General features: G+C 61.4%; 9 protein-coding genes. 7 read left to right on the top strand and 2 right to left on the bottom strand.

The window, feature by feature from the left end:
- The first annotated feature begins 11 nt into the window (after nucleotides 1-11).
- The 6 genes from ACZ9BC_RS17960 (at nucleotide 12) to ACZ9BC_RS17985 (ending at nucleotide 9058) form a co-directional block, all read left to right on the top strand.
- On the top strand, nucleotides 12-1832 hold the full coding sequence (locus ACZ9BC_RS17960; protein ID WP_476247107.1) for a flavin-containing monooxygenase: 1821 nt from the start codon (nucleotides 12-14) through the stop codon (nucleotides 1830-1832).
- Between the two features lie 179 nt (nucleotides 1833-2011).
- Nucleotides 2012-2863 carry an SMP-30/gluconolactonase/LRE family protein gene (locus ACZ9BC_RS17965; RefSeq protein ID WP_476247108.1) on the top strand — a complete coding sequence of 284 codons (852 nt, stop codon included), beginning with the start codon at nucleotides 2012-2014 and terminating at the stop codon, nucleotides 2861-2863.
- 817 nt (nucleotides 2864-3680) lie between these two features.
- A complete protein-coding gene (locus tag ACZ9BC_RS17970; RefSeq protein ID WP_476247109.1) occupies nucleotides 3681-5240 on the top strand; it encodes an ABC transporter substrate-binding protein in 1560 nt (519 codons plus the stop codon).
- Nucleotides 5241-5478: 238 nt separating this feature from the next.
- On the top strand, nucleotides 5479-6420 hold the full coding sequence (locus ACZ9BC_RS17975; protein ID WP_476247110.1) for an ABC transporter permease: 942 nt from the start codon (nucleotides 5479-5481) through the stop codon (nucleotides 6418-6420).
- A complete protein-coding gene (locus ACZ9BC_RS17980) occupies nucleotides 6417-8198 on the top strand; it encodes a dipeptide/oligopeptide/nickel ABC transporter permease/ATP-binding protein (RefSeq protein WP_476247111.1) in 1782 nt (593 codons plus the stop codon). The genes ACZ9BC_RS17975 and ACZ9BC_RS17980 overlap by 4 nt, the downstream gene beginning before the upstream one ends.
- Complete coding sequence (locus ACZ9BC_RS17985) at nucleotides 8198-9058, top strand: ATP-binding cassette domain-containing protein (protein ID WP_476247112.1); 861 nt, start codon at nucleotides 8198-8200, stop codon at nucleotides 9056-9058. Before ACZ9BC_RS17980 ends, ACZ9BC_RS17985 begins: the two co-directional genes overlap by 1 nt.
- A gap of 862 nt (nucleotides 9059-9920) precedes the next feature.
- Here the strand turns inward: ACZ9BC_RS17985 and ACZ9BC_RS17990 are convergent.
- Together ACZ9BC_RS17990 and ACZ9BC_RS17995 are read right to left on the bottom strand one after the other, a co-directional pair.
- On the bottom strand, nucleotides 9921-10937 hold the full coding sequence (locus ACZ9BC_RS17990) for a Gfo/Idh/MocA family protein (RefSeq protein ID WP_476247113.1): 1017 nt from the start codon (nucleotides 10935-10937) through the stop codon (nucleotides 9921-9923).
- A gap of 11 nt (nucleotides 10938-10948) precedes the next feature.
- On the bottom strand, nucleotides 10949-11560 hold the full coding sequence (locus ACZ9BC_RS17995) for a TetR/AcrR family transcriptional regulator (RefSeq protein WP_476247114.1): 612 nt from the start codon (nucleotides 11558-11560) through the stop codon (nucleotides 10949-10951).
- Nucleotides 11561-11959: 399 nt separating this feature from the next.
- On the opposite strand from ACZ9BC_RS17995, the gene ACZ9BC_RS18000 reads away from it, so the two are divergent.
- Nucleotides 11960-13201 carry an MFS transporter gene (locus tag ACZ9BC_RS18000; RefSeq protein ID WP_476247115.1) on the top strand — a complete coding sequence of 414 codons (1242 nt, stop codon included), beginning with the start codon at nucleotides 11960-11962 and terminating at the stop codon, nucleotides 13199-13201.
- Nucleotides 13202-13257 lie beyond the last annotated feature (56 nt).

Consider the following 13257-nt stretch of genomic DNA (forward strand, 5'->3'; position numbering starts at 1 on the left):
GAGGACGACAGATGACTACCGCTCAAAACCACGCAACATCAAAGCCGCCTCTCGATATTGAGGTGCTACGGGCGAAATACCGCGCAGAGCGGGACCGGAGAGTCCGCCCGGACGGTCTGGGTCAGTACCGGACGGCTGCAGGAGAGTTTGGCTACTACGCCAAGGACCCTTACACCGAACGCGTCGAGCGTGAACCGGTCTTGGATCACGTTGAGGTGCTTGTCATTGGTGCAGGTTTCGGCGGCCTGCTCGCCGCATCACGGTTGCGGCTGGAGGGCGTTGAATCCATACGTTTGATGGATGAGTCCGGCGATGTCGGAGGAACTTGGTACTGGAACCGCTACCCGGGTATCCATTGCGACATCGAGTCGTATGTCTACATGCCGTTATTGGAGGAAGTGGGGTACGTTCCTAGATGGCGGTACGCGCCGGGGGAGGAGATCCGGCAGCATGCGGTGGCGTTGGCCAAGCGGTTTGACCTGTACCGCGATGCGCTCTTCCATACCCGGGCAACTGGGCTGACATGGAACGAGGAAGCCGAGGAGTGGATTGTCCGGACGGACCGCGGCGATCTGTTCAGCGCCCGCTTCGTCATCACATCGTCGGGGACGCTGACGCAACCAAAACTGCCTGGCATTCCAGGCATTGAGACCTTCCGTGGGCACACTTTCCACACCAGCCGCTGGGATTACGGCTACACAGGCGGCAGCGCAGATGGCGGATTGTCCGGCCTTGCCGATAAGCGCGTCGCAGTCGTCGGAACCGGCGCAACGGGCATCCAGATCATCCCGCATCTGGGCAGGGACGCAGAGCAATTATTCGTCTTCCAGCGCACGCCATCCACTGTTGATGTACGGGACAACCGGCTAACGGATCAGGACTGGGCAGCTTCGCTGGAGCCGGGATGGCAACGGGAGCGGATGGAAAACTTCCTCTCCGTCCTTGCCGGCGAGCCGGTGGAGGAAAGCCTTGTGACCGACGGCTGGACTGCAACCGTTGCCCTGCAACGGAAGATGTTGACCGGGGCGGTGGATACCAGCCTGAGTCCGGAGGAGCGTGAGCTGCAGGACGAACTAGCAGACTTCGACACGATGAACCGGATCCGTGCACGCATCGATGACATCGTCACGGACGCGCGGACTGCCGAGATGCTCAAGCCGTGGTACCGGTACATGTGCAAGCGTCCGTGCTTCAGCGATACCTACCTGCAGACCTTCAACCGGCCAAACGTCACTCTTGTAGACACCGCGGACTTTGGTGGCATCACGGCAATGACCGAGACGGCCGTCATCGTGGGTGACGCGGAGTACGAAGTTGACTGCGTCATTTTCGCCACGGGGTTCGACGTCGGTGTCTCCGGCGTCGTCTCCGGCACCCTTCCAGTTGCAGGACGTGCCGGGCGGTCCTTGTTTGAGGCTTGGGCCAATGGGCCCCGCACTCTTCACGGGTTCTATACCCATGGGTTCCCGAACCTCTTCCACCTTGGCGCTCTTCAAAACGCGAACTCGGTGAACTTTGTCCACATCCTGCAGGAGCAGGCCGAACACATAGCGGCCGTCATCTCCCGGGTGCGGGCCACGGGAGCGCGTGTGGTCGAACCGACCGCGGCGGCAGAGGAGGACTGGGTCCGGACCGTTGTACAAACCGCGTCGGATACCACCGCATTCCAGGCCGAATGCACACCTGGGTATTACAACGGGGAAGGAACCCGTTCGATCTCCGGCGCATCCTTCAGTCCAGGCCCCGTTACCTTCCACCGCCTGCTGCGCGAGTGGCGACAGGGAAACATGAGCGACATTCTCATGCCGGCGCGGGTTGGGGCGTCACGGTGACCCCGGCGCCCAAGAGGACTGCCGGCCTGCTGGCCGCAACTGCCTTCTCACTGATGTTTGCGCTTGCACTGACCGGGTGCGCCATAACGGAGCCAGCTGAGCCCGCCGACGCCAAAAGACCCACGGAACAGACGGCAAGAGAACTCCTCCAGGTCACGTCGGTCCATCAGGCAACCGGGATGACGTTGCTCGAAGGTCCGACATTCGGGCCCGACGGCCATCTTTACCTGGTCGATGTCACCGCGCCTCCCGGAGCACCCAAGGTTCTGCGCATTGACGTCGCATCCCGCCAGACCAGCACCGTGTACACGGATGACACCAGCGCGCTGACCTCCGCTCAGTTCAGCCCGCGTGACGGACGTCTGTATCTGACCGACTTTATCGGCGGAACAATCCGAAGCATTTCCGGCGACGGCGGCGATCCGCGGCTTCTGTTCTCGGGGCCGGTGGAAGGGAAACAGATGAACCCGGACGACATCGCCTTTGACCAGGAAGGACATCTGTTTATTACCGACGCGGCCGGCTCCCAGGATCCCCACTGGAAGCCCCAGGGGCGCCTGATCCGTATAGACGGTGGCACCTCCGAGGCCACTGTTCTGGCCCGGGACCTGCCGGCACCAAACGGTGTCGCCTTCACACCCGACTATGACGGGCTGTGGGTGAGCCACAATACGGCCAACCGTATCGATTACCTCCGGCTGGATGGGGAGGGGCGAAAGGTCCTCACGGCCTACCCCGGAATCCATGTGGACGCCGGCTCCAGCCAGATTGATTCTGCCGCAGTCGACGCGGACGGGAACCTCTACATAGGTCTGCACAACCGCCCGGCCATCCTCGTCTACAACGTCCACGGCGAACTGGTCTCAACAATTACTATCCCCAGCAAAGACGACAGCTTGTCATCGGCGACCAACATCGCCATCAAACCCGGCACAAAACAGGCTTTTGTGACGGTCAGCGGCAAAGCTGGCGGATGGATATTTACCTTTGATGCCCTGGGGGAAGGTTCGAGACAAAGCAACGGAGGCTGACCGCCTTAACAGTTCGGACGAAAGGCGTCCTGTCGGTATTGAAAACTCTGCCCGGAGCCGGCCCCTGCACCCCCTGGAGATCGAATTACCTGGAATCTCCTCCATGGAGTGCGGGGTCGGCTTTGGCGCACGTTCCAGCGCCCCGGCTGTTCTGCTGCCGCACTGCTGTGTGATGTATTCATCTGCCGCACGCTTGCCAGTAAGCGGGACTCACAGCGATTCGTCGACGGCAGTGCATGCAGGCAGGCAGAGCGGCGGCAGGCCTTGCGAACTGTACCCGCGATGGCTACCCTTCCGTAAGGTAACCACACTGGTTACTGTTCCTTCGGGTCGACGTCAAGGCCTCCCCATCCACCCGTTGGCGGCCGGAGAGCCTAATAGAGGAAGCATCAATGACCACGAAACAAGTGCGACGGTCCTGGTCGCAGTGGCCGCACACCGGCCTGCACTCCGTTCGGGCCGGCGGCCCTGGACGGCACGTTGGCCTGCCCTTCGTCGCAGCGCCCCTTCCAGCAGGACGCCGGCGGCGGACGTGACCCACGGTCAGGGGCGAAGCGCGGCGTACTTGTTCCATCGATTGCCAAAGGGCTGGAACGCCCCAGGACCCTCGGATCCGGGGCGGGCCGCCGGTTGTCCCTGGCCGGCCTGTCCTCCCCGCGGACCTTCGAGCTGAAACAATACAAAAAATTCTGGCAACCGGTTGTTATTTGGTTGCTGACATGTTTCACTTGTGAGAACGATCACCTGAATACGTCGGAGCTAGTCCCTTCAGGGACAGCCTCCACCCAATTCCAGATTGACAAAGGAGTCCCTAGACATGGTTTCTGTCCTGTCCCGAGCCCGGTCGCTGACGCGAGCCGCATCGGCCACTGTGGCCGTTGCAGCCTTGTTGGCAACCGCTGCCTGCTCATCCCCGTCCCCCGAAGGTTCAGCTGAGCAGGCCCCCTCCCGCGATGGCGAGTTGAGCATTGCGGTGCAGGCGCCGCCGGCGTCCCTGGACCCGTCGCAGCTTTCGGAGGGTCAGCAGTCCTACGTTTGGGCGTCGATTTTTGACACCCTGCTGCTGGTTGACAAGGAGGGAAAGGTCCAGCCCAACGCGGCTGAGAGTTGGCAGTACTCGGAGGATCTTCGCACTCTGACTCTCAAACTTCGTGGAGATCTCAAGTTCAGCGCAGGGGATCCCGTAACGGCAAAAGACGTTGTCGGCACATTGGAACGGACCAAGGCCACTCCCGGCCAGCAGCAGTCCAAGCTCGCCAAGGTGACCTCCGTGTCGGCGCCTGATGATTCCACCGTCGTCATCCAGCTCTCCGCACCCGAGCCGTCGCTTTTGAACTACCTGGCCCAGGCAACCGGCGTCATAGGCGATCCCGATACTCTGGCCGCTGAGACGACCAAGCTTCGCCCGGCCGGATCAGGGCCTTATGTCCTCTCGGACGCCACTGTTGACGGTACCGAGTACGTTCTCGAACGCCGGGAGGACCACTGGAACTCGGCCGCCTATCCCTTCAAAACTGTCAAGGTTAAGGTTATCCAGGACAGGACCGCGCAGTACAACGCGCTTCAGGCCGGAGAAGTTAAGGCCGCCTTTATCCAGGCCCCGCAGCGCCAGCAGGCGGAAGCTGCCGGGTTCAAGGTAAAGGAGGTGCAGGCTGTTGCTGCGCTTACTCTCATTCTGGCTGACCGGAAGGGCGAACTCGCCCCCGCTCTGGCCAATGAGAAGGTCCGCCAGGCAATCAACATGGCCTTCGACCGGGAGCAGGTCGTCAAGGCACTGCTCCAGGGTGTCGGCCGACCCACGGTACAGGTCTTCAACCCCAATGGTGAGGCCTACAACTCCGAGCTTGAGGGCACTTACGACTTCGATCCTGAGAAGGCCCGCAAGCTCATGGCTGAGGCAGGCTATCCGGACGGTTTCGCCATGACGATGCCCAGCACTGTCATCTCGCAATCTTTTGAGCCTGTCATCACCCAGGCCCTGGCGGACATCGGGGTCAAGGTGACCTGGGAACCGGTGCCCCCGCAAAACACCGCGGCGTCAATATCTTCAAAGAAGTATCCCGCCGTGCTGTGGTTCGCAGGCCTCAACGAGGCAGGGCGTGAAGTAGGGGACATCTACACCCCTGAAGCATTCCTTAACCCGTTCAAGTGGCAGGACCCAGAGTTCGACAAGTTGCTCCAGGAGGTCGCCAACGAGTCCGATGAAGGAGCCCGTGCGGACCTTTACAAAAAGGTCAGCGAATACACTGTCAAGCACGCTTTGAACGCCCCGATCGCGTACACCGGCACACTCTGGGCGACTGCACCTGGCGTCGAGTTCATTCCTTCGGTCGTCGTTTTGCCCACGGTCCGGGACTTCGGGGTCACCAGCGGCTAAACCGGTAGAGGTGGGAAGGCCCGGGTCCCTGCCGGCCTTCCCACCTCTTTCTTATATTCAAGTCCTGCAGCCGGTTCCCGGATCCCTCCGGGCCCGGAGAACGCCCTGCAGGGGACGTACCTGAATCCCCCCATCACCATCACGGTGTCTTGACCAAACAGCACCACCCGCCCCGGCTGGGGCTCCACTCACAATAAGGAGTTTTGAAGATGCCAGAGGAAATGTCACGAGGCAGCTCATGATCATCTACGCCCTCCGACGTCTTGGCGCCGGCATCGTCCTGGCACTGCTCGTCACTATGATCACGTTCTTCCTCCTCAGCGGCTCCCTGGAATCCGTTGCCCGCGAACGCCTTGGCAGTGCAGCGACCCCCGAGTCCATAAAGGGCCTGATGGCCCAACTCGGTTTCGACAGGCCGGCTATCGTCCAATACCTGGATTGGCTTGGCGCCGTACTGACTGGCGACTTCGGCACTTCGCTCTTCACGAGCCAGCCAGTCGCCCCGGCGGTTGCTGCACGCTTGAGCGTCACGCTTTCCCTCGTGGTCACCGCGCTCATCATTACCGTGATCATCAGCGTCGCACTCGGTGTCTGGGCGGCCTCACGCGGCGGGGTTGCCGACAAGGTGTCCCAGGGCCTGTCATTGGTGGGCTACATTGTGCCCGGGCTGCTGATTGCGATTGTCCTTGTGGCCGTGCTGGCTGTGAATCTGAAGCTGTTGCCAGCCACCGGGTTCACCCCCTTCGCCCAGAACCCCGCTAAATGGGCGGCATCGATCACAATCCCCGTGATCGTGCTGGTGATTGGTGGGGTGGCGAACATGGCCGCCCAGGTCCGCGGGTCCATGATCGATGAACTCCGAAAAGACTACGTCCGCACATTGCGGACCCGCGGAATTCCGATCCGCTCCATCGTGCTCCGGCATGCGCTGCGGAACGCCGCGAGCCCTGCCCTGACCGTGCTGTCCCTTGAATTCATCCAGATGCTGGGCGGGGCGCTGATCATCGAAAACGTGTTCGCGCTACCTGGGTACGGCCAATACGCGTTCAATGCATCCCTCCAGGGCGATATCCCGATCATCATGGGCATCACACTGTTCAGCGTCATGCTCGTGGTGACCGTAAACCTCATCACTGACGTAGCAAACGGCTGGCTCAACCCGAAGGCGAGAATCTATTGAGCATCGAAGAACTCAGCGTCGATCCCGGGCTGGCAGCCCCACCCCGAAAATCTCCGCTGCGGAAACTCCTGAAAGACCCCCAGGCGATCATCACCTCCGTGCTGCTGCTGGTCATCATCGTCCTCGGACTCCTCACGCCATGGATCGCCCCGCACGATCCCAACGAGGCCCAGCTCAATGCGATTAACGCCGTGCCGGGGACGCCCGGCTACCCCCTGGGCGCGGACCAGAACGGCCGCGACATCGCCTCCAGGCTGCTCCATTCGATCAACACAAGCATCATCGCAGGCCTGATCGGCGCGAGCGTCGCCCTCGTTATCGGGGTGACCTTCGGCCTCATTGGCGGCTACTTTGGACGGCGGCTGCGCAGCGCAACCGAGTGGGTCTTCAGCCTCATCATGACTTTCCCCGGGCTGCTGCTGCTCATCGTCCTGATGCCGGTCACCAAAGGTGACTACCGCGCAACCATGCTCATTTTCGGTGTGCTGCTATCACCTGGGATCTATCGCATTGTGCGGAACCTCGTCGTCGGTGTGAAGAACGAGCTCTACGTTGACGCGGCACGTGTGTCCGGCCTGTCCAACCTGCGTATCCTCGGCCGGCACGTTCTCTTCGTTGTCCGTGGCCCTATCATCATTGCCGCCGCGTTCCTGGCGGGTTCCGCGATCAGCCTTCAATCCGGTCTCGCTTTCCTCGGTGTCGGATCGAACCTCGTTCCCAGCTTCGGCGCCATGATCGCGGACGGCTTCACCAACCTTTATGTTGACCCGACACAATTCATCTGGCCCAGCATCCTGCTCGGTACCCTCACTGCGTCCCTCGTGCTTCTGGGCAACTCCCTGCGGGACGCATTCGAGGGTGTAAAACTGAAGCCATCAAAAATATCGGCGCCAAAAGTGGAAAGCAAAGCACTCGAAGCCGGTGAGGGCACTTCGGCAGACCTGTTGTCCGTGCAAGACCTGGTCATCGCCTATCCCACCCCATCGGGCGAGCTCAAGGAGGTCGTGAAAGGTGTCACCTTGAACCTTCGCGCAGGGGAAACCCTTGGCCTGGTAGGGGAGTCCGGTTCCGGCAAGACCCAAACGGCTTTTTCGATTCTTGGTGTTCTCCCGTCGGAAGCTGTGATCGTGCGTGGCTCCATCAAGTTGGATGGACGCGAGCTGCTTGGCCTCCGTGAGCAAGACCTGCGCGCCCTGCGGGGACGTGAAATCGCCTATATTCCCCAGGAGCCGATGTCGAACCTCGACCCCTCCTACACCATCGGCGCCCAGCTTGTGGAGGGCATCCGCGCCTCCGCCCGCATGTCCACCGCAGACGCCAGAGCCAGGGTGCTTGCATTGCTGAAGCGCGTGGGAATCCAGGATCCACAGCGGACCTTCGACTCCTACCCGCACCAAATCTCAGGTGGTATGGCCCAACGTGTCCTGATTGCAGGGGCGGTGGCAAGCCGCCCCAAGCTGCTCATCGCCGACGAACCCACAACCGCACTCGACGTGACAGTCCAGGCCGAAATCCTCGACTTGCTGCGAGACCTCCAGGCTGAACTGAACATGGCGGTCCTGCTCGTGACCCACAACTTCGGTGTAGTCGCCGACATCTGCGACCGGATCGCCGTAATGCAAAACGGTCAAATTGTCGAGTCTGACACGGCTCTGGAACTGTTCCGGGACCCAAAGCACCCGTACACACAAATGCTCCTGGGGTCGATCCTCGACGAGCACACCGTACGCACCGACCCGCCAGTGCCTGTCGCGGCGGCAACAGGGGAGAGAAACTGATGACTACGCCACTATTGGACGTGACCGACCTCCGCGTCGCCTTCACCGGCCGAGGCTTCCGTCCCAAGGCCGTTGAGGTCCTGCACGGGGTGTCCCTGAGCATCGGCGCGGGCGAGACCTTGGGCGTGGTTGGAGAATCGGGATCAGGTAAGACCACCATCGGCCGGGCGGTCCTGGGTCTGGTAAAGCCCAGCGGGGGCCGCATCACCTTTAGGGGTGCCGACATCACCCATGCCAGCCCCAAGGACCGCCGGACACTGTCCAAAGACATCCAGGTCGTATTCCAAGACCCTTACACTTCGCTGAATCCGTCATTGACGATCGGTGACACCCTGAGTGAACCCCTCGTGGCGCAGGGCGCCAGCACCAGCGAAGCCAGGGCCCGCGTTCAAATGCTGCTTGACCAGGTGGGCCTTCCACGGGACGCTGCCGAGCGTTTGCCGCGTGAATTCAGCGGCGGGCAACGCCAAAGAGTTGCCATCGCCCGTGCGCTGGCCCCCGAACCAAAACTTATCGTCTGCGACGAGCCAGTCTCCGCGCTGGACCTCTCCACACAAGCCCGGGTGATGGACCTTTTCATCGACATCCAGCGCCGCACGGGGGTGGCCTACCTCTTTGTCTCCCACGACCTGGCAGTCGTGCGGCACATCAGCCACCGTGTCAGCGTTGTCTACAAGGGGGACATCGTCGAAACCGGACCCGCAGACGTGGTGACGTCCACACCCGAGCACCCGTATACACAGAAACTATTGCTGGCAGCTCCGATCGCAGATCCAGTCGAGCAGGAAAAACGCCGGGCAGAACGTCACCGGCTTGCCGAACTCCACCGCGAACAGCACGTCCAGGCCGGGGTTGGATGATCCGGGGGCTGTGCCACCACTCACAGGGTTCCATCCTGACTCATCCAGCTACCGCGCGGGTGGGTGCAGGGTCGTCCTGGAGCTGCACGTTCACCCGACGGTCCTCAAGCGCGCGACTGGCCTGAACCCGACACAGGTGTAAGCAAGCGAGCGTTGGAGGGCCATGCGCGTAATCGAACGTCTCTAACTAGCACCGGGACGAGGGCTCTTCCCAGCGGGTCGGTGCCATCAGAGATGAAGCGGACGGCGACGGGCTGGTTCCGTCCGCTGGGCGACCGGTAGGCTCCGTTCACGTGGATGGAGCTTACAAGGAAGGGTCAAGCTCTTACTCGGGCCTCGGGAGGCAAGCCGGAGCTGCCCGCCTGCACTGGTCGGCGCGATGTCAGAAAGGCTTAGCAATGCCGATCGGACGCGAAAACTTTCCCGCGCGGACTCCGGAGGCGGAGCCGGCTAGCACTGTGAAGTGAAACGGTTCTCCGCCAATCAGGACCTGCGCCGCTTTGGACCTCAACGGTCCGGACACCGACTGGCAGCCTTTTGGTGTCAACTACCCCGCCATAGTTACAACTTCCGCGACGAAGTCATGGAGATAGGCAGCATTTGGGTTCCAACGATCGGCGTGAGGGACAGGCATCCCGCCTTCCGCGCCCTACTGCTGCGCCACGGCCACGCTGAAGCGCATCGCGCACGGTCACACTGGCAGCTCGCCCAAAAAGCTAATTTCTGATGCCGGCGCTGCCGTCCGGATTAGGTACGGCTGTAGTGCCTCGACCGACTGAGACGGGCCTCGTAGAGCCAGCCGGAGCGGGGGTGAGGGCCGCTGATGTGCTGTGGTTTCGTTGGCACGGGCCCGTACCGGGGGTTAAAGGGCGGCTTTTGCTGCCGGCTCCTGAAGTTGTTTGCGGATTGTATCCAGCGTGCGGAAGACGGCTATCGTGTCGGTGGCTGGGTGGATGGGGTGTTGCAAGGATCCTGAGCGAATGGCCTCCCCGGCGGCCCTGAGCATGGGCACGTACCCATTGCCTTCGCGCTCATGCTCGATCGGTTCAGGGGAGAACATTTTCGTCCAGGAACCCGCGTGGACGTGAACGGTTGTCGATGTCCAGAACATGCCAGGGATCGTGATCCAGCCCATGGTGCCGCTGATGGATGCGGAGGGGTCAACAAACTCAGTCATCGAGCTCGCGCACTGGGCGAACCGGCCCTCGGCGAAATCGAGGGTGAAGTGTTCGGCGAAGTCGAGTCCGTCCGCCCGGAGGCAGCCGTTGGTGTGAATACTCGTAGGTTCGCCGAAGATGGTCTGAGCCAGGGTCACGGGGTAGATCCCTTGATCCAAAAGTGTGCCGCCGCTGCGTGTCACGTCCCACCGGCTGCCGCCATCAGCGGGCAGAGGGAACCCGAATCCAGCACGCAGGCTTGATGGTTTCCCGATTAGTCCGGTGGCCAGGAGTTCGAAAAGGTGCCGGAAGGCCGGGTTGAATTTCATCCACATGGCTTCCATCAGGAACAGGCCTTGCCGGTCGGCCAGGGCGAACAAATCCTCAACCTCGGCTGCGTTCAGCGCCATCGGCTTCTCCACCACTACATGCTTGCCGGCAAGCAACGCCTCCCGGGCCATGGCAGCGTGCGTGGCAAAAGGGGTCGCAAGGTACAGCACATCAATTCGCGGATCCCGCACCAGTGCAGCAAAGTCGTCGGTCCAGCGGCCCAGACCGAACTCGTTCGCGAAGCTGGCTGCCTTGGTGATGTCGCGGCTGAAAACAATCTCGACCTGGTTGTGGGGGATAAGCATTAGATCAGGCACGATGCTGCGCGAGATTGTTCCGGCGCCCGCAACAGCCCACCGCAGCGGGCCTGGAGGATCGGTTAATTCGTCCAAGGTTCTACCTTTCAAAAGTCGGGGATAAAGGACTGCAGGAACTTCCTCAGCGCAGTCTCCAGTTCTACGGATGTCCGGTCGAGCAGCCACTGCATCTGCAGCCCGCTGATCAGGGCAAGGGTCATGGTCGCAAGCGTTGCAGGATCGACCAGGGAATTGAGCCGTCCTTGCCCATCGAGTGTCTGGAAAATGACGGTGTAGAACTGGCGCGCTGCCCTTGAACGCCGGGCAAAAAACTCATGAGCCGGATGCTCAGGGGCTGTCGCTTCACCCGCCAGCACGCAGTTGAGTTCCATGAGGCCAGGTTTGAGTTCGCTCTCGACAACGACAGCAACCATTCCGTGCAGGGCCTTGAGCGGGTCGATGCTGGCGTCGAGTGCTTCTGCGGAGCGCAGGAAGGCCACACTCTGTTCCTCCCGCAACTCCAACAGGGCTGCCAGCAGGATCTCCTTATTAGGGAAATGATGCAGGAGGCCGGTGTAGCTGATCCCGGACCGCCGCGCGATGTCCTTCATGTTGGCGCCGTAGAAGCCGGTCTCGGAAAATGCCTCGATGCAACCGTCCAGGATGCGCCGTTTGACCTCAACCGATTTTGAATACTGACCTCTTATGACCGCGCTCACACTTGAATATAGCATTGCGATACGGTTTGTGTTAGTTTATGGCAATCGGTTTCCGTGATTCCTATGGGTCCAACCTATGAAATGAGCGATGATGCCCACTTTTCCCGCCGGTCTTCTTCGGGGCGTTCAAGCGGCCGCTCTTGTGAGTGCGGGGGCCGGCGTCGACTTCGACATCCGCGCAACCCTCGTTGCGACGTCTGGCCGGAATCCCGCACAAGGGTGCCTGGCGCTATTGGGGCTGCATCCGTGAGCCCCGAAGCGCCTCCTGACGACAGTACGGAGACGGAGAAAAGCGAGGGGCAGGCCTACCTGGGATCCTCAACGTCGCTTATGCCCGAGGTAGCGGGGCCGTTCCCGGCACCGGCCGGGGACCCATTCGAGCCAGCGAGTGAACCTGACATGCGCTTAACCACGGTTGGGCCGGGCACCGTTGGCCTCCTGATCCTGGCAACATTCGGCGGTGCCATGGCATTGATTGTTCCCATGTCCTTTACGCTCGCGCTGCAACTGAATGCCTTGGCACCTGGGCAGGAGGAACTGCTCGGCTACACGATCGGCATTGGCGCCGTTTTTTCGCTCTTTGCCTCACCGCTCACCGGAATCCTCAGTGACAGGACCCGGAGCCGCTGGGGCCGTCGCCGGCCCTTCACCCTGGGAGGCCTGGTCCTGGGCCTACTGGCAACTCCAATCATGGCTTTCGCCCCCGACCCCGCAATTCTTACCGCAGGCTGGGTGCTATGCACTGTGGGTTGGGGCACTGCCGTGGGCTCGATCGGAAACTACCAGGCGGACCGATTGCCCCCGCACCAACGGGGTAAAGTTTCCGCGCTCACCGTGATGACGATGCACGTGGCACCAGTGGCAGGGATCCTCCTCGTCGGACTCGTGAGCAAAAACCCGTTTTGGGTTTTTGCGGTCCCTTCCCTTATCGGATCCCTCTGCGTTGCCGCGTTCATCGTTTTTGTTAAGGAAGCGGACAGCCGCGGCACCGTGTTCCTTGAGCCGTTGTCGCTTAAGCGTTTCCTTGCCAGCTTTGTGTTCAATCCCCGAAAGGAGCGTGACTTTGCCTGGACGTGGCTGGGCCGGTTCGTCTTCTTCTTCGGCCTGTCACTCACAATGAGTTTCAGCACCTTCTTTTATGCCCAACGTCTCGGCATCAATGTCTCCGAGGTTGCCTCGGTTCTGGCGGTCATCTCGGCAGCCAGTGTTGCAAGTGCTGTGCTTGGTTCGCTCGGGGCCGGTTGGCTTTCAGACCATTGGGCACGCCGACGCCCGTTCATCATGGCAGCCACGGTCCTGTTCGCCGTGGGTGCATCGCTGACGGCCTTCGCAAACGATCTGATCTCTCTTGTAGCCGGCACGCTCGTATCATCGCTGGGAATCGCGATTTTCAGCGCGGTAGGCCAGGCGCTGGTCCTGGACGTGCTGCCGCACAGGGAAACCCAGGCCGGGCGCTTTATGGCCATTACAGGCTTTGCACAAAAAATACCTGCAGCGCTTGCCCCGTTCGCCGCCACCCTGCTGCTCTCCCTCACGATCGTCGGCGACGAGAAAAACTACACCCTGCTGTACCTCAGCTCCGGCGCGTTCGCGTTGGCCGGAGGCATCATCACCGTACTGGCGGTCCGTTCCGTCCGATAGCAGCAGCCCGCACCCACACCCATCCATACCGATCCGGCGGGGACCGCTTCTTCCAT

It is taken from the genome of Pseudarthrobacter sp. TE3704 (assembly GCF_056279405.1).